General features: G+C 64.6%; 21 protein-coding genes and 1 riboswitch. Of the genes, 11 read left to right on the top strand and 10 right to left on the bottom strand.

Translation table 11 applies throughout. The features are described from left to right. Positions 1-3 precede the first annotated feature (3 nt). Complete coding sequence (locus WDS16_RS19160) at positions 4-1,350, bottom strand: M1 family metallopeptidase (protein WP_338886844.1); 1,347 nt, start codon at positions 1,348-1,350, stop codon at positions 4-6. Further along, on the bottom strand, positions 1,347-5,282 hold the full coding sequence (locus WDS16_RS19155; RefSeq protein WP_338886842.1) for a Pls/PosA family non-ribosomal peptide synthetase: 3,936 nt from the start codon (positions 5,280-5,282) through the stop codon (positions 1,347-1,349). The genes WDS16_RS19160 and WDS16_RS19155 overlap by 4 nt, the downstream gene beginning before the upstream one ends. Before the next feature lie 203 nt (positions 5,283-5,485). Beyond that, a riboswitch (SAM riboswitch) is annotated at positions 5,486-5,601 on the top strand. Positions 5,602-5,693: 92 nt separating this feature from the next. On the opposite strand from WDS16_RS19155, the gene WDS16_RS19150 reads away from it, so the two are divergent. Both WDS16_RS19150 and WDS16_RS19145 read left to right on the top strand, forming a co-directional pair. Beyond that, the gene (locus WDS16_RS19150; RefSeq protein WP_338886841.1) at positions 5,694-7,037 is read left to right on the top strand and encodes an aminotransferase class V-fold PLP-dependent enzyme; all 1,344 of its coding nucleotides are present in this window, start codon (positions 5,694-5,696) and stop codon (positions 7,035-7,037) included. A 137-nt stretch (positions 7,038-7,174) separates the two neighbouring features. Beyond that, positions 7,175-7,684 (top strand): hypothetical protein, encoded by a 510-nt coding sequence (locus WDS16_RS19145; protein ID WP_338886840.1) that lies wholly within the window; start codon positions 7,175-7,177, stop codon positions 7,682-7,684. A 7-nt stretch (positions 7,685-7,691) separates the two neighbouring features. Here WDS16_RS19145 and WDS16_RS19140 read toward each other — a convergent pair whose 3' ends face one another. The 3 genes from WDS16_RS19140 to WDS16_RS19130 are packed head-to-tail and all read right to left on the bottom strand — an operon-like array spanning position 7,692 to position 10,170. After that, positions 7,692-8,165 (bottom strand): YbaK/EbsC family protein, encoded by a 474-nt coding sequence (locus WDS16_RS19140; RefSeq protein WP_338886839.1) that lies wholly within the window; start codon positions 8,163-8,165, stop codon positions 7,692-7,694. Positions 8,166-8,200: 35 nt separating this feature from the next. Next, positions 8,201-9,160 (bottom strand): allantoicase, encoded by a 960-nt coding sequence (gene alc, locus WDS16_RS19135; protein ID WP_338886838.1) that lies wholly within the window; start codon positions 9,158-9,160, stop codon positions 8,201-8,203. Between the two features lie 5 nt (positions 9,161-9,165). Next, the gene (locus WDS16_RS19130; protein WP_338886836.1) at positions 9,166-10,170 is read right to left on the bottom strand and encodes a hypothetical protein; all 1,005 of its coding nucleotides are present in this window, start codon (positions 10,168-10,170) and stop codon (positions 9,166-9,168) included. A gap of 70 nt (positions 10,171-10,240) precedes the next feature. Here WDS16_RS19130 and WDS16_RS19125 point away from each other — a divergent pair, with 70 nt between their 5' ends. Continuing rightward, positions 10,241-10,873 (top strand): helix-turn-helix domain-containing protein, encoded by a 633-nt coding sequence (locus WDS16_RS19125; RefSeq protein WP_338886834.1) that lies wholly within the window; start codon positions 10,241-10,243, stop codon positions 10,871-10,873. Positions 10,874-10,919: 46 nt separating this feature from the next. Here the strand turns inward: WDS16_RS19125 and WDS16_RS19120 are convergent, their stop codons facing one another. Then, positions 10,920-13,079, bottom strand: coding sequence for a DUF222 domain-containing protein (locus WDS16_RS19120; protein WP_338886832.1), 2,160 nt, complete (start codon positions 13,077-13,079; stop codon positions 10,920-10,922). Positions 13,080-13,156: 77 nt separating this feature from the next. On the opposite strand from WDS16_RS19120, the gene WDS16_RS19115 reads away from it, so the two are divergent. Both WDS16_RS19115 and WDS16_RS19110 read left to right on the top strand, forming a co-directional pair. Then, positions 13,157-13,378 carry a DUF6480 family protein gene (locus tag WDS16_RS19115; RefSeq protein WP_338886830.1) on the top strand — a complete coding sequence of 74 codons (222 nt, stop codon included), beginning with the start codon at positions 13,157-13,159 and terminating at the stop codon, positions 13,376-13,378. Positions 13,379-13,503: 125 nt separating this feature from the next. Beyond that, complete coding sequence (locus WDS16_RS19110) at positions 13,504-13,938, top strand: protein-tyrosine phosphatase family protein (protein WP_338886828.1); 435 nt, start codon at positions 13,504-13,506, stop codon at positions 13,936-13,938. A gap of 5 nt (positions 13,939-13,943) precedes the next feature. Here the strand turns inward: WDS16_RS19110 and WDS16_RS19105 are convergent, their stop codons facing one another. After that, positions 13,944-14,276: an HNH endonuclease signature motif containing protein gene (locus WDS16_RS19105; protein ID WP_338893537.1), complete on the bottom strand. Its 333-nt coding sequence runs from the start codon at positions 14,274-14,276 to the stop codon at positions 13,944-13,946. Between the two features lie 79 nt (positions 14,277-14,355). Beyond that, entirely contained in the window at positions 14,356-14,856 is a 501-nt protein-coding gene (locus tag WDS16_RS19100) for a 2-oxo-4-hydroxy-4-carboxy-5-ureidoimidazoline decarboxylase (RefSeq protein ID WP_338886826.1), read from the bottom strand. A 132-nt stretch (positions 14,857-14,988) separates the two neighbouring features. Here WDS16_RS19100 and WDS16_RS19095 point away from each other — a divergent pair, with 132 nt between their 5' ends. The 3 genes from WDS16_RS19095 (at position 14,989) to WDS16_RS19085 (ending at position 17,414) form a co-directional block, all read left to right on the top strand. Continuing rightward, a complete protein-coding gene (locus WDS16_RS19095) occupies positions 14,989-15,816 on the top strand; it encodes a crotonase/enoyl-CoA hydratase family protein (protein WP_338886824.1) in 828 nt (275 codons plus the stop codon). A gap of 1 nt (position 15,817) precedes the next feature. After that, the gene (locus tag WDS16_RS19090) at positions 15,818-16,279 is read left to right on the top strand and encodes a MarR family winged helix-turn-helix transcriptional regulator (RefSeq protein ID WP_338886822.1); all 462 of its coding nucleotides are present in this window, start codon (positions 15,818-15,820) and stop codon (positions 16,277-16,279) included. A gap of 61 nt (positions 16,280-16,340) precedes the next feature. Further along, entirely contained in the window at positions 16,341-17,414 is a 1,074-nt protein-coding gene (locus WDS16_RS19085) for a GGDEF domain-containing protein (RefSeq protein WP_338886820.1), read from the top strand. A 25-nt stretch (positions 17,415-17,439) separates the two neighbouring features. Here WDS16_RS19085 and WDS16_RS19080 read toward each other — a convergent pair whose 3' ends face one another. Together WDS16_RS19080 and WDS16_RS19075 are read right to left on the bottom strand one after the other, a co-directional pair. Beyond that, positions 17,440-17,889, bottom strand: coding sequence for a PAS domain-containing protein (locus tag WDS16_RS19080; RefSeq protein ID WP_068376730.1), 450 nt, complete (start codon positions 17,887-17,889; stop codon positions 17,440-17,442). Positions 17,890-17,965: 76 nt separating this feature from the next. Continuing rightward, the gene (locus tag WDS16_RS19075; RefSeq protein ID WP_068376732.1) at positions 17,966-18,457 is read right to left on the bottom strand and encodes an inorganic diphosphatase; all 492 of its coding nucleotides are present in this window, start codon (positions 18,455-18,457) and stop codon (positions 17,966-17,968) included. Positions 18,458-18,568: 111 nt separating this feature from the next. Here WDS16_RS19075 and dacB point away from each other — a divergent pair, with 111 nt between their 5' ends. From dacB to tilS, 3 genes are read left to right on the top strand one after another with little or no spacing between them, the layout of a single operon-like run. Continuing rightward, positions 18,569-19,999: a D-alanyl-D-alanine carboxypeptidase/D-alanyl-D-alanine endopeptidase gene (dacB, locus tag WDS16_RS19070; protein ID WP_338886817.1), complete on the top strand. Its 1,431-nt coding sequence runs from the start codon at positions 18,569-18,571 to the stop codon at positions 19,997-19,999. Beyond that, positions 19,999-21,108, top strand: coding sequence for a zinc-dependent metalloprotease (locus WDS16_RS19065; RefSeq protein ID WP_338886815.1), 1,110 nt, complete (start codon positions 19,999-20,001; stop codon positions 21,106-21,108). Before dacB ends, WDS16_RS19065 begins: the two co-directional genes overlap by 1 nt. Next, positions 21,108-22,094, top strand: a complete 987-nt coding sequence (tilS, locus tag WDS16_RS19060) for a tRNA lysidine(34) synthetase TilS (protein ID WP_338893536.1) — start codon at positions 21,108-21,110, stop codon at positions 22,092-22,094. The genes WDS16_RS19065 and tilS overlap by 1 nt, the downstream gene beginning before the upstream one ends. Positions 22,095-22,115 lie beyond the last annotated feature (21 nt).

Raw genomic sequence — 22,115 nt, 5'->3', positions numbered from 1 at the left:
GCCCTACGGCAATGCCGGCAGCTGGGTGGAGTTCAGCCACTCGTCCCACAGAGTGCGAGGACAGCCGTACCGTGATGCCAGATCCGTGAAGTCCGCAGTGCTGACGGTGGAGTACCGGTATTCCGACGTCCATTCCTGGATCAGCCCGAAGAATTTCTCGTCGCCGATCATCGTGCGTAGCGCGTGCAGCGTCAGTGCTCCGCGCTTGTAGACGCGATCGTCGAACAACTTGGCAGGGCCGGGATCTCCGAGAACCAGGTCTCGGGGGAGGCCTCGCTGCATCGTGTGTACGCGTCGCGCCTTGTCCCGCGCCGAGCTGCCGCCGGAGTTCTCGGCCCAGATCCATTCGGAGTAGCAGGCGAAGCCCTCGTGCAGCCAGATGTCCTTCCACCTGCCGAGCGTCAGACTGTTGCCGAACCACTGGTGTGCCAGCTCATGCGCGACGAGCCGTTCGAAGTACCGCGTACCGGAACAGTGGTTGGCGCCGAAGATCGACAAACCCTGTGCCTCGACGGGGATTTCGAGATCGTCGTCGGTGATCACGACGGTATAGGCCGCGAACGGGTAGGGGCCGAAGAGGCGCGTGAACGTGCTCATCATCTCGGTCTGACGGCCGAAGTCGTGGTCGAAATTCTGCCGAAGCCGATGCGGCAGAACTGCTTTCATGACGACCGGTCCTGCAGAGGTGGTGTGCTGGCTGTAGGGGCCGATCTGGATGGTTGCGAGGTACGTCGCCATCGGCTCGGGCTGCTCGTACACCCATGTCGTGCGGCTGGCGCGTGTCTGCTTGCGCACCAACGTCCCGTTGGCGACGGCGTAGTAGGGCGAATCGGTGGTGATGGTGATGCCGTAGCTAGCTTTGGAGACCGGGTGGTCGTCGCATGGAAACCACGACGCCGCGCCGTTCGGCTGACTGGCGACGATCGATCCTTCGGTCAGTTCGTCCCACCCGACCTCGCCCCAGAACCCGTGGATCGGCTTCGGAGTTCCGCTGTATTGGATCGTGACGACGAGGGCAGCACCGGATGCGATGGGTTTCGCGGGAGTGATCTTGAGCTTGCCTCGCTGCTGACTGAACTTGACCGAACGAGATCCGTTGACCGATACCTTCGCCACACGGAGCGCAGGCCCGAGATCGAAGGAGAACTTCGCGATGGTGGCCGTGGTGACCGCGGTGATCTTCGCTTTGCCTGCGAGCCGGTTGCTCTCGACCTTGTATTCGAGATCGAGTTCGTACCGGGACACGCGGTATCCGCGATTGCCGTTCTGTGGGAGGTACTCGTCGATCGGCGCGTCGGAACGATCGAGATCGAACACCGGAGTCACAAGTTTGGAGCCACCGAATTTCATAGGCTGTCCTGAGCGGCCACGATGCGTGCATACGGGTCGCCCTTCGCCCACGGTGCGATCGGATTGCCCTGCCAACGAGTGTGCGCCGGCACGGTGTCGCCGCGCATCACGAGAGACGCAGGTCCGACGGTCGCGCCTTCGCCGATACCGGCGGCAGGTAGCGCGACGCAGTGCTGACCGAGAGTTGCTCCCCGACCGAGTGTGACGCTGTCCATGGACATAATCCGATCATGGAACAAGTGCGTCTGCACAACGCACCCTCTGTTCACCGTTGCGCCATCTTCGAGCGTCACCAGATCCGCCTCGGGAAGCCAGTACGTTTCGCACCACACGCCGCGGCCGATGTCGGCTCCCAGCCAGCGCAACCACATGTTAAGCACGGCTGTTCCCTCGGCGGCACGGGCGAACCACGGCGCGGCGACGGTCTCGACGAATGTGTCCGCGACCTCGTTGCGCCACACGAACGAGCTCCACAGTGGGTGTTCGACCTTGTCGATCCGGCCGACCCACGCCCATTTCGCCGCGGCCGAAACAGCTGCAGCGACCGCCCCCGCCACGAGCAGCACGACGCCACTGAGCAGCGCGGCGAGCCAGTACCCGAACTCCTCGGCCAGCGCGGTCAATCCGAACAGCACCCCGAGCCCGATGCCGAACGTCACCATCACTGGAATTAGACGGCAGGTCTCGACGAACGACCGGGCCAATTTGAGCTTCATGGATGGATCGAAGGTGCGAGAGGAATCGGCGCGCCCCGCGGACCGCCGCAACCGCACTGGCGGACTACCGAGCCACGAGGAACCCGACTTCGCTTTGTCCGGCGTCGCCGACAGCACGGCGACGAGCCCGTTCTTGGGGACGGTTCGACCGGGTCCGGTCATGCCGGAGTTGCCGAGAAATGCCCGCTTGCCCACCTTGGCGTCGCCGAGGTGCATCCATCCGCCGCCGAGTTCGTAGCTCGCAACCATGGTGTCGTCGGCCAGGAACGCGCCGTCGGCGACGGTGGTGAACTTGGGGATCATCAGCACCGTCGACGCCTCGACGTCCTTGCCGATCTTCGCACCGAGCGCCCGCAGCCAGTGCGGGGTCAGCAGGGAGGCGTAGAGCGGGAACAGGAACGTGCGGGCCGAGTCCATCAAACGCTCGGTGGCCCACACCTGCCACCCGATCCGACTACGCACCGGGTGATAGCCCGCGGTGAGACCGATGCTCAGCAGACGGACCGCGACCAGTGTGATCAGCGCGAATGTTCCGAGTGAGACGAGTGTCGCGACCGGCAACATGATCGCGGCGCGTCCGATGGCGCCGAGGAGTGTCGTCGCCGTGTGCAGCCACCAGCCCATCAGCACCAGCGAAACTCCGAGGGAGAAGATCGCCATGCCCGAGAGGAACAACGATGCGACGCCGTATGCGAACACCCAGTGGGTGGCCCGCGGGGGAGCGTGTTCGGGCCACGGATGCTCGGCTTTGCCGACCTTGGTGGCGGGGGATCCCGCCCACAGCTGACCGGCTTTCACACGTCCGACGACGGCTGAGCCTGCACTCACGACCGCGTTCTTGCCGACGGATGTCCCGGGAAGCAGCGTCGACCTGGCGCCGACGGTTGCGCCCGCGCCGATCTTGATGGCACCGATGTAGACGATGTCGCCGTCGATCCAATGGCCGGTGAGATCGACCTCGGGTTCGACGGAACAACCGTCGCCGAGTTCGAGCATGCCGGTCACCGGGGGCAAAGTGTGCAGGTCGACGCCCTTGCCGATCTTCGCGCCGAGTGCTCGGGCGTAGTAGACCATCCACGGTGCTCCGGACAGGTTCGACGCCCCGCTGGCGTCGGTGAGACGCGTCGCTGTCCACAGGCGAATGTGGGCGCTTCCGCCTCGGCGGTAGGCACCGGGCTTCAGGCCTGCCAGCAGCAGACGGGAACCGACGACGGAGATCGCCATGCGGCCGACCGGTGTGATGAACAGCAGGAACGCGATAAGAACCCACCACCAGGACAGCGTCGGTGCCCAGGGCACGTCGGCGAACCACGACATCACGTTGAACAGGATTCCCACCCATGTGATCCACTGCAGCCCCGTCAACGTGGTCAGTGGAACGGTTGCGGCAATCTGCGTCCACTGAGCTGTACGGGACGTCGGCTCGACGTCGCGGGGTACGACCTCCACGGGCGGCTTCAACTCGTCGAGATAGCGGGCGAGAGATCCCAGCCGGGGGTGGTCGTAGAGCTGCGCGACGGTGATCTCCGGGAACCGTTCGCGCAGTGCCGTCACGAGCTGGGCAGCGGACAGGGAACCGCCACCGTTCTGGAAGAAGTCGGCATTCTCGTCGGAGACCTGGGCGCCGAGAATGTTGGTCCACAGTTCGGCGACCCAGCCTGCCGTACCACTCAGATCCGACGTCTCGCTGGTGCCGGGGAGCGGCCACGGCAAGGCGTTGCGGTCGACTTTGCCGGAGGTTCGCGTCGGCATCTCCTCGACGAGCGCGAGTCGAGGGACGAGAGCCGACGGCAGTTGCTCGGCCAGAATCTTCCGCGCCGCATCGAGATCGAAATTGGGGTCGGTGCTGGCGAGGTAGCCGACGAGGACGGAGTTGCCCGCGCCGGTCTTTCGGACGGCTGCTGCGGCTCCGCCGACGCCGGGTAATGCCTGCAGCGCGTTGTCGATCTCGCCGAGCTCGATGCGTCGGCCGCCCAGCTTGATCTGATCGTCGGCGCGGCCCTGGAAGAGCAGACCCTCGAGTTCGAGCCGGACGAGATCGCCGCTGCGGTACGCCCGGTCCCAGCCCAGCGTCGGCATCGGGGCGTATTTCTCGGCGTCCTTGGCCGGATCCAGGTAGCGCGCGAGCCCGACGCCGCCGATGACCAGTTCGCCGACCTCCCCGACTGCGACGGGATTTCCCGACGCGTCGACGACGGCGAGATCCCAGCCGTCGAGTGGAAGGCCGATCCGAACCGGACCCTTGCCGTCCATGATCGACGCGCAGGCGACCACGGTCGCTTCCGTCGGCCCGTAGGTGTTCCAGACTTCGCGGCCGTCGACGGCCAGGCGCTCGGCCAACTCGGGTGGGCAGGCTTCACCGCCGAAGATCAGCAGACGTACTGCTTCGAGGGCGACCGCTGGCCACAGCGCTGCAAGGGTGGGGACCGTCGAGACGACGGTGATGTCCCGCGAGACCAGCCACGGCCCGAGGTCGAATCCGCTTCGAACGAGAGCCCGAGGGGCCGGGACGAGACACGCGCCGTGGCGCCAGGCCAGCCACATCTCCTCACACGAGGCATCGAATGCCACCGACAGGCCCGCCAATACGCGGTCGCCAGGTCCGAGTGGATCGTCCTGCATGAACATCGAGGCTTCGGCGTCGACGAACGCCGCTGCGTTGCGGTGGCTGACGGCGACTCCCTTCGGGGTGCCGGTCGAGCCGGACGTGAAGATGACCCAGGCGTCGTCGTCGGGACTCGGCGTTGTGAGAGTGTCGGGGGCCGGGGTGTCCTGCTTGTCGGCCGTGCCTGCGGCGATACCACCGGCCGTCACGACTGCGGTGACCTTGGCATCGCCGAAGACCAGTTCGGCGCGCTCGTCCGGGTCGTCCGCGTCGACAGGTACATAGGCGGCACCGGCGTTGAGTATCGACAGAATCGCGACGTAGAGCGAGAAGGAACCCGACGGCATCCTGATTCCGACGCGGTCGCCGCGGCGCACTCCCGCTCGGGCCAGCCACTGCGCACCCTCGTCGATGTCCTCCAGTAGCTCACGGTAGGTGACCGAGACCGTGCCGTCGTCGATTGCCGGGGAATCGGGGAAGCGAGAGGTGGTCGAGCGCAGGACATCGATGAGCGTCCGCTCCTGGGGAGCGCGCTCGGATCGCAAGAATTCGGCGGGCACCGCAGCGGAGCGCTGCGTGCCTGTCGAATCCGATTGTGATTGCACAGACAACCGGGTGTCCTTCTTCTCGTATAGCACCGAAATGCAAGTGGAACGTCAGTACGCGTGACGGTGGTTATCTCATATTCGGTTGGCCAGAAGGTGAACGGACGTGGTTTTCGGACGGGCTCGGCACTGGGGCAGTTTAGTCCAGTTGCAGGTTTCCTACCTGCCGGGTTGACAATCCCTCACTGTGTTTGCCATCCTCGTGTCCAGGTCATGAGTACCAGCATCAAGCCCCGGCTTGCTGGTCGGCAACCCTCCTCCGCGGTGGGGTGCTCCGGGTGACGACCAGGCTGGCATCGGAAAACCGGTGCAGCAAGCGCGGACTCGACGGTATTCACATGTGATCGGTCTCTACACGTGACTGGCTATTTCCGTGTGATCTCCCCAGGGTCCCTTGATCGACAAGGGTTATTTGTCATGACTGCTGTTCTCGACCACTCGTGTGCCTCGTTCGCTTCCGTCAGCGGAGCTGATCTGTCGGTGCCACTCGTCGACGGAAGTTCCTGCACTTACGTCAATTTCGACTACGCGGCCAGTGCACCCGCGCTCGCTGCGGTGACCGAACGCATCGCCGAACTCCTACCGTTCTATTCGAGCGTGCACCGTGGCGCGGGATATACGTCGCGGGTGTGCACTGCAGCCTACGAGAAGGCGCGGGTGACGGTATCGGATTTCGTTGGTGCACAAAGTGATTCCGTCGTGATTTTCACCAGGAATACCACCGATTCGCTCAATCTCCTGGCCGGATGCGTTCCAGGGGACACCGTGGTGCTCGATATCGAGCATCACGCGAACCTGTTGCCGTGGAACGATCGTCGGGTCGTCGTTGCGGCCGAGTCCATTGCCGAGACGCTTGTCCGGCTGGAAGTAGAACTGTCTACGAAACCTGCTGCGCTGCTGGCAATCACCGGTGCATCGAACGTGACCGGCGAGGTGTTGCCGATAGCTGAACTTGCCGCGCTTGCGCACCGGTACGGTGCGCGCATCCTCGTCGACGGCGCCCAGCTCGTTCCGCATCGGCGCATCGACATCGGTGATCTCGGTGTCGACTATCTCGCGTTCTCCGGCCACAAGCTGTACGCACCGCACGGGGCAGGCGTCCTCGTCGGCCGTCGCGATTGGCTGGACGCTGCCGAGCCCTATCTGGCCGGCGGGGGCGCGGTGCGATCGGTCGGCCTCGACCGCACCGAGTGGGCGCCGGTTCCCGCGCGGCACGAGGCCGGCACGCCGAATGTTCTCGGTGTCGTGGCACTGGCGGCCGCGTGTGAGGCGCTCGCACAGCATGAGGCTGGCGGCTCGGCGGACCACGAGCGGGTGCTGTCCGACCGATTGCGCGACGGGCTGAGCTCCATCGGCGGAGTCCAGCTGTTGACGGTGTGGAACGATGCTCCCGAAAGTGTGGGCATTGTCACATTTTCGGTCGACGGTTATGGCCCCGGTGAAGTCGCGGCGTATCTCTCCGCCGAGCATGGAATCGGCGTTCGCGACGGGAAATTCTGCGCGCATCCGCTGTTGGCTCGACTGGGACATCCAGATGGTGCCGTACGGGCCAGCCTGGGCCTCGGCAGTTCAGGCGCCGATGTCGACCGTCTGATCGACGCCGTCGGCGAGCTAGTCGCACAGGGACCATCGTGGACGTACGAGGAGGAAAACGGGTGGTGGAATCCGGTTCCCGACCCGCGTCCATTTCCAGCTCTCGCAGATGGCGCCGCAGGTGTGGGAACCCCGTGCACCGGCCAAACAGCTAGCATCGCTTCATGACAGCAATTGTCTTGTCGCAGAGCCGCCTCTGGCGTGATCGATACGTCGATCTGTGCCGGACGGCATCGGGGTCGTGTAGGCCGTCGGCGTAGCCCGCAGACCTCGCTCACCTCGCTCGCACGACAGGACAACACTTCATGTCGAACACCTCAGCTGTCCGAGTTGCTCTCACGGCATCCGGAACCTGGACCGAAATCACCGATGCTCGACCGACCGCGACGTTCACACGCGTCCGCGCCTCGGATCTCCGTGAAGGACAGCAAGCCCGTTCTCGCGCCCGTGCCGAGGTCGTCGAGGTAGGCAAGGACGCCGACAGCGTCGCGGTCTTCCTCGACATCGAGATTCACATCGCCGACGACGCACGAACCGCGCGTCGGGAGTTCGAGGCGCTGAAGGCGCCTGAGCGGCCTGATTCGATTCGGTACGTCGGTACGCCGTCGGGATTGGCAGGGCTTATCGCCGACGTGAAAGCCGCCGATGTGGCCGACGGTGTGACGTTGATACCGATCGGACCTGAGCAGCGGAACCTCGAGCGGGTCGTGGGTGGCGTCGTTCCGTGGCTCGAAGACCGCGGCGTCACGTTCTCGGACGACGCTGTTGTGTCGGCTACCGGATCGCGCCTGCCCAGCAGAGTTCTGGCTTCCTGACGCCGGATCAGGTGACGTCCACCGCAAGCCCTGCGGTGATCCGGAGTAGTTCGGAGTACGTCGTCCTGAACACAGTGTTGGGATGTCCGGCTGCGGCCCACAACTCGGGATAGCCGGACAGGGTCTCGTCGACGAACGTCGGCAGATTGGTCGGGTGACCGACCGGTGCGATGCCTCCGATCGGCTGGCCGGTGGAGTGCTTGACCAATTCCAGCGGAGCCCGCGTCAGGGTGCCGTCGAGTCGCTTGCCTGTTGCGTCCAGGTTCACCTGGTGCGCTCCCGAGACGAGCAGCAGCACCGGATCGTCGTCGAGCAGAAAGACCAGTGACTTCACGATCGCGCCGACGCTGACACCGTGCGACTCGGCGGCGGCGGCGGCGGTCGGCGTCGGCTCGGGTGATGTGACGACGACCCCGTGATGTCCGCGTGAGATCAAGATGTCGGCGACGTGTGCTGCGTTCGGGTGAAGAAGCCGTGGCATCTTCCAAGAGTATTGCTACGGCGGCGAGTTCGCAGTCAGGCCGTCAAGTCTCCGAACAGTCTGAGTCTGGCCATGCCGCCGTCGGGAAAGATGTCCATGCGGACCTCGGACACCGGCTCGGTGCGGTCGAGGAGGAACCGGTGACGGGTGTCGGGCTGCAGTCGAGTACGAGGAAGGAGTTCGATCCACTCGCCGTCGCCGAGCCTGCCCTTCAGCGACGCTGCACCCGGTGCGTTTCCGAGGAAGCATGAAGTGTCCAGCTCGGCGAGGTTGATCTTGCCCGTTCCGGCCAAGTTGACCTGCACCCAGTCGTTGGCGTCGTTGCGCCTGCGTGAGGTCTCCCAGCCTTCGCCCATCGACCGCGGAGGGCCGGGAAACAGCAGGTTGTTCGGGGAGCTGTAGAACATGTTCGAGCAGGCCGAGACATACCCGCCGTTCTCGAGCGCCGCGAGGTCGAACGGCCCCGCCGCGATGAACTGCGGATCCGGACGGCCACGGCCGAGAACGCGCAACCGTGCAACGCCGCCGTCGGGGTAGATCGACAGCTTCACGTGGGTCCAGCGTTCGTCGGATGCAACCTTGAAACGGTTCTCGGTGTCACCTTCGACCGGGCTCTTTGCGACGATGGTCTGCCACTCGGTCTCTTCGTGCAGCTCCTGCGCGGATGGGAAGCCCTCGACCGAGGCGGCTTCGATGGAAATCTCCGGTGGATAGTTGCCGGTGAACCACGCAGTGTCGACGATGACAGCGTCCACGACGCCGGGAGCCCCGAGGCGGACGATGGCCTCGTCGTAACCCGCTTCCCGACGCCTGCGCGTCTCCCAACCGTCGTAGATCTGGCCTTTGTGGCCGAACGTAGCGGTCTGGTAATCGGCTTTGCCCGGCTTGACCAAGTTCTCCTTCTCCGCGAACGTTTCGTCGTTCGCCCACACGACTGCGCCGCCGAGGGTGCGGACGGCGAGATCGGGCAAGGGGAGGGGGAAGGTTGCTGTCATAGGGGTCAGGATACGGGGAGCGGCTCGGGCTTCTCGATCTCTGGTGACGCCACCCGGGACTTGGAGAAGGCGAACAGCAGTCCGATACCGACGACGGAATACAGGGCGAGTGCCAGTGCAGGTTGGCCCAGGCCGGTTCCGGAGAAGTACACGATGCTGCGTACTCCTTCCGTTCCGATGCCGGGGGTGATCCAGCGCCCGACGGCTGCGTAGAACTCGGGGAGTACATTCGGGCCGAATGCTCCACCTGCACTGGGGTTTCCGAGGATGACGAACACGATGATCGCGATCGGAACCGCCGCGACTCCGATCGCTGCGCGCAGGCCGAGTGTGAAGACCGATGTCGCGAACACGACCGCAGTCCCGAGCAACCACAACGGGAACCAGTGACCGGCGAACGTGCCGAGCAGGTGGGTGACGATGAATGCTCCCAGCGCCCCCGACAGGACCGAGTAGCCGGCGAAGATCCCGAGTTGGGCTGCTGCATCTCGACGAGATTTCGGTGCTCCGACGAGCAGGCCGATTGCGGCGGCCAGCAAGTATCCGCCGACGACCCATCCGACGGCCAGGTAGAAGCCGGACAGGCCACGGTTGTCGTGAATACCGACAGGAATGTCGTCGCGAACGACGAATTGGCGGTTCTGAGTCTGTTCGATCTCCGTGAAGACCGACTCCAGTGCAGCGGATATCGAGCTGCCCGCAGCGCTGGCGGTGATGAGTGTGTCGGTGCCGGCCGGACTGACGATGTAGGCGCCGAGGACGTCGCGGTTGCGGATGAGGTCACGGGCTTGCGCGGTACTGGACGCGGTTCGAGCGGACAGGGGAGTGCCCTCGATGGCGTTGAGCTTGGCGACGGTGTCGGTATCCAGCCCGGCGGGTAGTCCCTGTTCTGCGACCACGGCGATGGGGATCTCGTGCGGTGAAGGCTGGTGGAAGGCCGCCACGTAGCTGGCGATGAAACCGAGCTGGAGTATCAGAACCCCGATCGCAATCCAGACGACCTTGCGCATGTGTACTCCTTCGCGAGCTGTGTGATTCTCCGACTGTTCAATACCTCGGGTATTGAATACTCTAGGTATCGTGACGACTGAGGGTCAAGCAACGTGGGCATCGACACAGCGGCCGGGCCGGGAGAACGTTCGAGAACGGCTCCTGGAGGCGGCTGCCGACGAGTTCACCGAGAACGGTTACGCGGCAGCAAAATTGCAGGACATCGCCCGGAGGGCGGGCTTCACCAAGGGTGCGGTCTACTCGAATTTCGATTCCAAGCAGGCGCTGTTCGCCGAGCTGCTGTCCAAGCGGTCGATGGATCTTGCAGCGCGGGTGATCGACACTGTGTCCGGTCTCGGCCCCGGCGACGCCGCAGGTAGGGGCGGTGACGCTATCGCAGACTGGGTCGTCGACGAGCCGCGGTGGCCACTGCTCGTCACCGAGTTCGGTATCCAGGCCGGTCGAACCGCAGAGCTTGCCGAGGGATACCGGCGTGAGCGTCGTCGCCTGCGCGACGAACTCGAGCGACTGATCGCCGAACGGGCCGCGGCGTGGGGCGTAGCTGACACTCTCGATGCCCGCAGGGTAGCCACATCGCTGCTCGCGTTGATCTCGGGCCTGGCCGTCGAACACTCCGTCGATCCCGAGGAGATCGATCAACAAGCGATCGGCGATGCGATCACCGAACTGTTCGCCGGCGCGATCGCGCGCGCGCAGCACTGACATCCGGCAGCACCCGGAGTCGTGCCGGTTCCTTTCTGGCGGTCGGTCAGAAGGGTGGGGGTTCGTTGCGTTTTTCGTGTTGTATGCGGAGTTTGTGGATGTGTTTGTGTTGTCGGAAGTGTCGGCGGAGTATGCGGATTCGGGTGCGGGCGGTGTCGGTGTGGGCGGTGTTGAGGTCGGTGCGGGTGGGTGGGGTGGTGTGTGGGGGCATGTTGGTTTCCCACCAGGTGGCGGTGGTGAGGTCGGGGGTGGTTGTGTCGGGTGTGGTGTTTTTTCGGGCTCGTTTTCGGGTGCGGGGTGGTGTGGGGCAGCCGAGGTTGGGGAGGGTGATCGTGCGGAGGCCGGCGGGGCTGGTCCAGAGGATCGCGCCGCTGGTGAGCATGGCGGCGGTGAAGGTTTTGGTGGTTTTGAGTTGGTGGTGTCCGGTGCAGACGGGGTGGAGGTTTTCTTCGATGCTCCAGCCGCCGTGTCGGGGGTTGGTGTGGTTGTAGGGGACGATGTGGTCGAGTTGGCAGCGGGTGGAGGGGATGTCGCAGCCGGGGTGGGTGCAGGTGCTGTAGGTCATGCGGATGCGGGCGGTGAGTCCGGAGCTGGGTCGGTAGGTCAGTGCTCCTGGGGGTGGGCTGGTGTGGCCGCCGTGTCCGTCGGGGTGCAGGCCGGCGGCGAGGGCGGGGTTGTCGGTGATCGCGGTCAGGAGTGCGGTGATCAGTTGTGTGCGTGCGTAGTGCCCTCCGGGGGTCCTGCCGGTGCCGGCGGCTCTGCCGGTGCGGTGGCCGCGGTGGTGTTGTTTGGTGGTGGTGGGTCGGTGCGCCGGGACGGTGGCGGCGGGTCTGATGCGGCCGCGGAAGAGTAGTCGCCATACTCGGGCGCCGCGGGTGGTCGGCCCGGTTGTAGTGCTTGTTTGGCCCGCAGTGTTTGGTTCGTCCGTTGCGTCAGGGGCGGGTTCGGGTGGCGGTGCTGTGGTGGTGTTGTTCGCGGAGTTCGTCTTTCGGGAAGCATCGACATTCGCACCGCCACCTACGTCGCGGCCACCGTCGGAACCGCCGTCGTTCGGATCTTCGCCGTTCGGTTCACCGTTGTCCGGTTCATCGTTGTCGTCTGGCTCGTCGCTGTCGGTGTCGGTGTCCTGGGTGGACTGTGTTCGGCGGGCGTTCTGGAAGGCTTCGGATTGGGTCAGCTCGACCAGTAGGGCTTGCCATTTTCCGTCGTCGGCGAGCATCCGCGCCAACTCCGGATCCAGTGGTGTTCCGTCGGCGAGGACTGCGGGAGTCTGGCTCAACCCGAGCAGGGTTTCGACTTCGATCAGGATCTGGATCAGATGTCCGCGGCGGCCGTCGGGGAGATCAGCGACCCCGAACTGCGGACACTGCTCACCGCGATCGCAGCGGCACTGCAGAGCGTGCTCGCCGTGCAGCAACGCCAGCAGTGCATCGACGCGTAGTTCCCGCGCCGACCGCGGGTCCTGAGCGCAGACCGATCCGACCAGTTCTTCGATCAACGCTTCCGCTTCGGCGCCTTCGACGTCGGTCATGGTGACTTTCAGCTGTGAGGATCCGTCTCCTTCCTGGGTCATCGACAGTCCGCGTTGCCCTCTCACCGATGCCGATCGGACCCTGGAGGCTTCTTGTGGGTCGTAGTCCATCCACATCTGCCACAGCATCAGCCGCAGGATCCGCGGACCGACCGTCTCGGCGAGCGCGAGGGCCTCGAATTCGAGGGCGTCGATGGTGTCATCGCAGGCTCTGCCGAGTACCGATGCGATCGCGGTCACTCGTGCCCAGTCGAGGACCCCGCACACCATCCGTAGCGCGGTCAGAGGCAGCCTGTTCAGGGTCAATCCGACATCGACGAGTGGACGCGCGACGCGTTGGGAGACCCCGAGTGCTGCCGCTACTTCGCAGACCACCGACCGCATCACCGTCAACGGATCCCCGTCGCTGGTGTCGGCGTCGGCGAACCGGATTTCGGCGATCTCGCACACTGTTTCCACCATCTGTGCGCGGGAACGGTTCTCCCTCGACCGGCAGCGGGCAGCGAACACCGACAACCCGGCTACACAGGCATCACTGACCGCCGCATCCACCGACGGATTTATCGCGGTGTTGTGGCTGGTGGAGATACCCGCCGCATTCCCTTTCTCGAACATACGTTCGAGGATATCGGACCCCACCGACACCTTTCCGGCGTCGAAATTCAGTGTCGACATCACGGAGATCGGTGGTACCCGCAACCCGGTGACCGAGGACTCGATTGAGCAAGTCGCCACCGGGTACCCGAGATCTCATGACTGCCCAGAATCCCGAACCCGATGACACTGCCGGCCTCGAAGCCGGTGGCGGAGTCACGCCCGGGGACACCCCGCCTGCAGAGACGAGCGTTGGCGGACCGCAGCACGAACCGCCGCAGCGAGGACTTGCGCTACCAATAGTGTTCCTCGGCTTGATCGGCCTGGTCGTGGTGGTCATCGTCCTCGGACTGATCGGAAGGATGGTCGGTCTGTTCTGACGGCTGGAGGACCTGGGCTAGTTCTGTGGACGGATCGGGCTACCTTTATGGTCTCCGTCGCCACAGGCATCACCTCACCGCTGCCGCATCGCGACGCACCCGTAAAGCAATGAACGGAGGGTGGAGTGGTTACTCGGTCATGGGACCTGGGCGCGCCGGGAATCCTGCGACTGCCCTCTGGTCCCGTCGTCCGCGGACGTGGGTTGCGTGCGCCGACCCCGCTCGGCCCAACACCTGATTTCGGTGTGTATCTCCAGGGGAAAGAACCCGCGGCGTTCGAGTGGGAAAGCCGCTGGATTCGTTGGCCGGACTTCTGGCTGCCATCCGACCGGAGCGCCTTCGGCAACGTGCTTCGTGACGTGCTGCGTCGCTGCGAAGGTGAGCGTGTCGAGATCGCGTGCGGCGGGGGCTACGGGCGAACTGGGACCGCATTGGCCTGCCTCGTTGTCGCTGACGGGCTTCCCAACGACGAAGCAGTGAGCTATGTCCGACAACACTATTCGCGCCGTGCTGTGGAGACACCCTGGCAGAAGCGATTCGTAGAGAAATTTCGCGTCTAGGGCACCTAGCGTGCTGCGAGGAGAATTGTCGCGTGACGCAGCAGGAACGTGCGCTCATCGAGTTTCTTGCGCCGGAGCCACCCAGTGACTTCGCTGTTGTGTTTGCTCGCGTTGCAGGACGGGCACGCAGGAACCACGTTCTCGAATGTGTAGCGGCCGCCACGAGACACTGGAGTGATGCAGTCACGCTGTAGCGCTGTGCTTGTCGCCTGACAGTAGGCGCACCCTCCCCAGGCGGCGACAAGATCGGCCCACTGCGAGTCGGTGAGGTCATTGTCGACACGGTCGAGCCGTCGTTTCCGCCGTTTCGCGTACCGTGCTCGAGCTGCCGCTGGCAGCTTGGCGGTCGGAAATTTGCGGCGAGCGTGCACACCTCGACCGTACTTCGATCGGGTACTTCGAGTGCGCATGGGCAACTCAGTATGGCGGCCAACCCTCTTCCGGGCCGAGGACGCGTTCGATGCGCGTTCGATTGACCTTCGCGAGTTCGTCGCGCATCACCTTGCGCTCGGTTTCGTGACTGTTGTCGAGCCGATGGCCGACGTCGATGAGGACTTCCCGGGGCTCGTCGCCACCACCGGGGAGGGCTGCCGAGCACACGATGTATCCGTAGCCGAACCGCTCGATGTACATCCGGCAGGCGTCGATGAAGACGCTTTGCGTCGCTGGGTCCATCCCCGCGCACGTCCGTCCGACGGGTCGGTGCGTCGAGGCGAGGTGATCGATATCGGCGTCGGACAGCTCTCCGAGCTCGGCGTCCGCTCGTGCGAACAGTTCCGCGTGGGATCGGTATGGACGAGCGTCGGCGACTCGCGACGCCCACGTGTGCGAACAGCAGCATTCGTAGAGTGCGTGCACCGCCTTGCGACGAGGCAGGTCGTTGAACGTCTCCAGCCCAAGTCCTTGGTGCATCATCATGATTCAAATAATGGGCCGCTCGAGGCGCGAACTCCAGGTCTGAGCAGGGTCTTAGCCCAGGTGTAACGCGGCGTAACACAGCATGGGCATCTGTGGTCCGTTGGAACGACGCCATTAAGTAGGCTCGGCGACATGACGGAACGCAACTGGAACGCATTCTCGGTCGAGATTTCCGACAAGATCGCAACGGTGACGCTGCTCGGGCCCGGCAAGGGCAATGCCATGGGCCCTGACTTCTGGAGCGAGTGCCCGCAATTGTTCGCTCAGCTCGATGTCGATCCGGATGTCAGAGCAGTGCTGCTCACGGGTTCCGGAAAGCACTTCACCTACGGCTTGGATCTGGCTGCGATGGGTGGCGAGTTCGCACCGCTGATGGCGGACAAAGCGCTGGCTGGACCGCGCACGGTGTTCCACGACATGATCAAGCGCATGCAGTTGGCGACGAACGCGGTCGCGGACTGTCGCAAGCCCGTTGTTGCGGCCGTGCACGGCTGGTGCATCGGCGGGGGTCTCGACCTCATCTCTGCAGCGGACATTCGGTACGCGAGTGCCGACGCGAAGTTCAGCGTGCGCGAGGTCAAGGTTGCCATCGTGGCAGACATGGGCTCACTTGCCCGGCTTCCTGCCATCATCGGTGACGGCCACCTGCGGGAACTCGCCTTGACGGGCAAGGACATCGACGCTGCCCGCGCGGAGAAGATCGGCCTGGTCAACGACGTCTTCGACGATTACGACGCGCTGCTCGTCGGCGCCCGCGCGACGGCGGCGGAAATAGCCGCGAACCCTCCGCTCGTCGTTCACGGCATCAAGACCGTGCTCGATCATTCGAGGTCCGCGGCGGTCGACGACAGCTTGCGGTACGTCGCGGCGTGGAATGCCGCATTCCTCGCCTCGAACGATCTGACGGAGGCCATCACCTCGGTCTTCGAGAAACGTCCGGCCGACTTCAGTGGCAGCTGACATGGGTGGGGAGCCCGACATCGACACAGCCGAGGAGCTCGGTACCCAACTCGTGCGGTTGCAGCGAATTCGCGACCGCAAGCTTGCTCAATTGTCCGCCGAATCCGGAGGCGTCGAAGGTGCCGCATTCGTTTGTCTGTTCCGACTGGTACGCGACGGACCGATGAGATCGAGTGAGTTGGCCGCCCTGGTGAACTCCGACCCGTCGACTGTGAGCAGGCAGGTAGCGCAGCTGGTGGATCACGGGCACGTCGAACGCGTTCGCGACGAAAAAGATGGTCGCGCTTACGTTTTGGCAGCGACCGAATCCGGACGTAATGTTGCTTTTCGACTCCATCGCAAGCGCACAGCGCATCTCGCACTCGTCCTCGAGGACTGGTCGTACGAGGATCGGGTGTCGTTGGTCGAACTCATGGACCGTTTTCTGACCGACTACGAACGCGTGAAGCCGGGCGGCAACTAAGAAACGAATCGGACGATTCGCGTATCTGCGGGTAATGCTGCGAATCGGGTAGGGAGGAGTGGTGGGAATCACCGGTCGGTGGATTCCGCGCACTCTGCGTGGGCGAACGGCAACCAATCCGGCGGCGCAGCTCGAACGCAAGGTCGGTCGCGGGATCGCGGTGCTGGTACCCGTGTTCGCGGTGATCGGCACAGTGGTCTTGTTCTCCGGCGAGGGCCCGTCCACCGCGGCTGCTCGGGCGGTGTGCGTTGTCGTGTTGCTGTCCACCATCCCGGTCGGACTCTGGTGGTGGGTGCACGGCCGAGATGTGGTCCGAATGCCGGGATGGTTCGTGTTCTATGCCGACGTCGGTGTCGCGACGGTTCTGCTCACGTTCGCCCAGCGTGGACTCGCACTGCACGCGACCGGACTGTTCGCGGTCATCGGAATCTACATTGCCTACTTCTCCAGTAAGTCGGTTCTACGCGCACATTCGGGGTTCGTCAGCGTCGTCATCGTTGCGTTCGCGGTCGCGGCGGCATTCGAGGGGACTCATTCCTCGCTGTCGATAGTGGCTCAGGCCTTGGTTGTCCTGGTCGTCGCCAATTCCGTTCTGGTGTTTCGCGCCGTGATCAAGGCGCAGCTGGAACTCGCGATCACCGACTCGCTCACCGGCCTGCTGAACCGTCGCGGCTTCGAGATCCGAATCGAAAGGATGTTGCTCGAGGCGAAACCTGGTGAGAGCGTCACAGTGTTCGTCGTCGATCTCGATCGATTCAAATTCGTCAACGACACGTGTGGACACGCTGCTGGCGACGCAGTTCTTCGATCCACCGCATATCGGCTGGCGAATGCGGTGCCCGAGGGTTCTTGCGTGGCACGCACAGGTGGCGAGGAGTTCACGATTGCGGTCTTGATGGAACCGTCGGATGTGCTCACGCTTGCCGACTCCATCTCCGGGTCGCTGAGCGAGTCGACGGACGAGATATCGATAACCGGCAGCGTGGGGGCGGCAATGATCTCGGTGGACAAGTGGAAAGCTCGAACCCCATCGGATGGCTCGGAGATGGTGCACGCTGTGTTGCTGAAAGCGGACAACGCGATGTACGAGGCCAAGCGGGCCGGCGGCGACCAGGCGAAGGTATTCGGAGCCTGAGCGCGCCGACCGATCGCCGCCGGGTTCAGCGCAGTGCGCTCTTGGGGTCGTTCCAGAGCTGGTCCGTGAAGTCTTCCAGAGCGACCAGCACCAAATTGTCCTCGGCCCGCCGCAGGATCGACTTGCTTGCGCGGACCTGCACGACATCGCCGGTCTTGTCCGTCATGCGCCACAGCGAGTCGGCGCGCGTGGCCACCGTCGTCAGGAACATGTCGGCGACGTTGACACCCTCGGGAGCCTGATCCGGGAAGATGTCGTGCAGGTGGAAGTCCGAACGCTCCGAGCGGTCCGTTCCGAAGAGTTCGTCGAACGCCTCGTTCGCGAACACGATGCCACCGGTGGGGTCGACAGCGAGGATCGGAACCGGGATTCGATCCAAGACAACGGTGACGGGCAAGTCGGGAAACTGTGCCGGGTCGGATATGGCTCGTGACTCCGAGTTACGCCGCTCACCCGTCGTATTGCTGTCGGTCATAGTGCTCCCCACCTGGTTACTTCGCTCGTCTAACGGTATTTGTTCGTTGTGCCCCCGAGAAGTGTGTTTGCTCTTCTCAGTGCTCCGGATTGTCCGCCAATCGCTTGAACGACGCAGCGATTTCGGCTTCTGCCTCGGCCCGACCCACCCAATCCGCAGCCGTGACGTGCTTGTTCGGCTCCAAGTCCTTGTAGTGGACGAAGAAGTGCTTGATGGCGTCGAGTTCGAAGGTCGAGACATCACCGAGGTCTTGAACGTGGTCCCAGCGCTTGTCGCCCGCAGGTACACACAGCACCTTGTCGTCGCCGCCGGCCTCGTCGACCATCTTGAACATGGCGACCGGGCGGGCCTCGATCAGGACGCCGGGGAACACCGACTCGGGGAGCAAGACGAATGCGTCCAACGGGTCGCCATCTTCGCCGAGCGTGCCTTCGATGAAGCCGTAGTCGGCCGGGTAGCCCATCGCCGTGTACAGGTAGCGGTCCAGGCGCACACGACCGGTTTTGTGGTCGACCTCGTACTTGTTGCGCTGGCCCTTGGGGATTTCGATGGTGACGTCGAACGGCACGTGCAGCCCTCGCTCTTCTTCTACTCGCTTGGCGTCTCGTATGACGCACGATGGTGGCGGCGCAAGCGTACCGGACCCGAGGATACTGTTGAGGTAACTGCCGCTGGGCAGATGAAGAGTGCGATGGAGGAACGGGTGGCGGGGTTGACCAAGCGATTTCTCGGCCCGACCGCCGGGCGCAAGCGACGTCGGACACGAATCTTGCTCGTTCTGGGTGCCGTCGTCGTTCTCGCTGCGGGGGGCACGGCGGTGGCCGCGATAGTCCCAGGCTCGTCCGGCAACGACACGGCTGCTCCGACGGCGCCCGAGCCGGACCCGGTGATGCTCGCACCGGCCATCGCCCCGATATCGGATTCTGCGCCCGCACCCACCGAGGCGGGCATCGCCCAGGCGTTGGCTCCGGTCGTCGCTGCCCCCGGGCTCGGGTCGTTCACCGGCGTCGTCGCCGACGCCGGGACCGGCCGAGTCCTGTGGTCCCAGGGCAGTGACACACCGATGACTCCTGCGTCGACGGCCAAGGTACTCACCGCTGCCGCTGCAATGCTGGCTCTGTCGCCGGAACACCGAGTGACAACGCGGGTCGTCAAGGGCCAGAGCGACGGCGAAATCGTCATCGTTGCGGCCGGCGATCCCACGATCACGGCGCAGCCGACGGGAAGCCCTGGGTTCTACCCGGGTGCGGCGCGAATCGACGACATGGTCGAACAGATCGTGCGGTCGGGGACTCCGGTCGACCGAATCGTCGTCGACACCTCGATCTACGACGGCCCGACGATGGCGCAGGGCTGGTTCACACCGGACGTCGCGGCCGGCTACATCACCCCGATCGAGCCGATAATGATCGACGGTGGCAGATCGGTGCCCTTGGAGGACGAGTCGGCGCGAAGTGCCGAGCCCGCACTCGACGCAGGCAGGGCGCTCGCCCGTGGCCTCGGCATCGACCCGGCTCGGGTATCCACCGGAACGGCACCGGCCGGTGCCGACCAGGTCGCCAGCGTGCAATCCGCTCCGTTGCGCGACCGTCTCGGACAGATGATGGGACGGTCCGACAATGTCCTGGCCGAGGCGGTCGGTCGCGAGATAGCAATCGAGACCAACACTGCAGCGTCGTTCGCGGGAGCGGTGGATTCCGTCGGGCAGACCTTGTTCGCCGCGGGCTACGACCTGACCGGGATGAAGCTGCACGACCTGAGCGGGCTTTCGGTCGATGATCTGATCCCCGCCAGAATCCTCGATCAGATCCTGACCTCGGCTGCGGGTCCGGAGAAGCCGGAGCTGCGACCGATGCTCGACTACCTGCCCGTCGCTGGGTCGACAGGCACGTTGACGGACCGGTACGCAAGCAACGACCGAGTCGGCGCCGGATGGGTGCGCGCCAAGACTGGCACACTGTCAGCAGCAAGCGCTCTCGCCGGGTACGTCGTCGATGTCGATGGCAGGGCACTCACGTTCGCTCTGATGTCCAACGACGTGCCGCCGGAAGTCTCGCGGCCGGCGCTGGATGCGGTGGCGTCGACGCTCAGAATGTGTGGCTGCCTGTGATGTTCAGCAAAGACACGAAGACTTCGCGCACGGACGCGGCAGTTCCCCACGAGGAGGCTGCGTTGTCCGACAAGGATTCGAATGGGCTCGGCGTCTCCGTCGATTGGGCGTTGGCGTCGAAGACCGGGGCAAAGTTGGCGCCGAAGGAACCGTCGACGTCCCGCTACACATCGGATGCGGTGTTCGCCGAACTCGCCGCTGCGTCGATTCGTGCAGAAGGCCCGGTCCGTGACACGACTGGGCTCGCCGACGGCTTGCCGGTGCCGGAGGCGCAGATCGTGGGTCGTGCCGGGTGGATCGAGGCGGCAGCAGCCTCCATGAAGCACTTGACCGGCGAGTCCGATGTCGAACCTTCCGGCCTGCTTGCTGGTAAGCCTGCAGGTCTCCAGGCGGGCGCGATGCTTGCGTTCCTGTCGAGCGCGATTCTGGGACAGTACGACCCGTTCACCGGTGAGCATGGAACGCTTCTGCTCGTCGCGCCGAACATCATCGCCGTCGAACGTGCGCTTCGAGTTCCACCGAGTGACTTCCGATTGTGGGTGTGCCTGCACGAGGTGACCCACCGGGTCCAGTTCTCGTCGGCGCCGTGGCTCGGCGAATACATGCGGAGCTCGGTCGCCGTGCTGTCGGATGGGGTGGACGAGCCGATGAGCGAGTTCGCCTCGAGGCTGACGAACGCGTTGAAGAATCGGAGAGAATCCGACAGAGCCGAGGACGCGGGCATCGTCGGACTGTTGCGGGCTACCCAACCTGTGGCGGCGCGCGAGGCCATCGACCGGCTGCTTGTGCTCGGTACGTTGTTGGAAGGTCACGCCGATCACGTCATGGATGCGGTCGGCCCGGCGGTCGTTCCGTCGGTTGCGCAGATCAGAAGTGCATTCGACGCTCGTCGTCGACGCAAGCAGAATCCGTTGCAGCGAGTGGTTCGTGCGCTGCTCGGCATGGACGCGAAAATGGCGCAGTACGTGCGAGGGAAAGCGTTCGTCGATCAGGTGGTCACGACGGTCGGTATGGAGCGATTCAACACGATCTGGACCGACGAGAGCACGCTGCCGTTGCTCGACGAGATCGAGAATCCTGACCGGTGGATCGCGCGCGTACTGGGCTGATGCTGCCGGAAGAACCTGCAATTCTCGCGATTCGGCACGCGGTTCGTGCCTGGATGGAGAAGCGGCCGGGCCCGGTTGCCGTCGCGCTGTCGGGTGGTGCGGATTCGTTGGCGTTGACCGCCGCGGTGGTCGCCGAAGCGCCTCAGGTTGTCGCACTCGTCGTCGATCACGGGTTGCAGACAGGTTCGGCAGACGTAGCGACGAGGGCTGCCCAGCAGGCCACCGCATTCGGCTGCGCCGACGCGACCGTGTTGACGGTATCCGTCGGCACCGCAGGCGGGATGGAAGCCGCTGCGCGACGGGCGCGCTACGACGCGTTGGATCAAGCGCGGGGAGATCGTGCGGTTCTCATCGCGCACACGCTCGACGACCAGGCTGAAACGGTGCTCCTCGGATTGTCACGAGGATCTGGTCCCCGTTCGATCGCCGGGATGTCGCCCTGGGACGAGCCATGGGGACGGCCATTGCTCGATGTCCGCCGGTCGGTGACGAGGCAGGCCTGCGTCGAACTGGGGGTGGTTCCGTTCGAGGATCCGCACAACTCCGACGCGGCGTTCTCCAGGGTGCGGCTGCGGCACGAGGTGTTGCCGCTGCTCGAGGACGTGCTCGGCGGCGGCGTCGCACAGGCGCTCGGACGAACTGCAGCGCAGGTACGCGAGGATTCGCAGGTCCTCGACGCCTTGGCGGTGGAACTCCTCGACTCTGCGACTGTCGGCGACGAACTGACCGTGACGGCGCTCACGGGCGTCGCACCCGCACTTCGGCGCCGCACGCTCCGCGCCTGGCTGCTGGTTCGTGGCGCAAAAGGTCTGTCGGACAGGCAATTGAGACTCGTCGACGATCTCATCGGCGATTGGCGCGGTCAGGGCGGCGTCGCCGTGAGCGGTGCGCCCACAGGTGCCAGGTTGGTGGTGGGGCGTCGACGTGGCAGGCTTGCAGCGGAGCTGGAGTGGAGCCTGCCTACGGGGTCCACAGAGAATCCGTGAACCAACGAGAACCTACGAAGG

Source organism: Rhodococcus sovatensis, from assembly GCF_037327425.1.
Taxonomy (GTDB): domain Bacteria; phylum Actinomycetota; class Actinomycetes; order Mycobacteriales; family Mycobacteriaceae; genus Rhodococcoides; species Rhodococcoides sovatense.
This window is presented reverse-complemented; position numbering and strand designations above follow the sequence as displayed.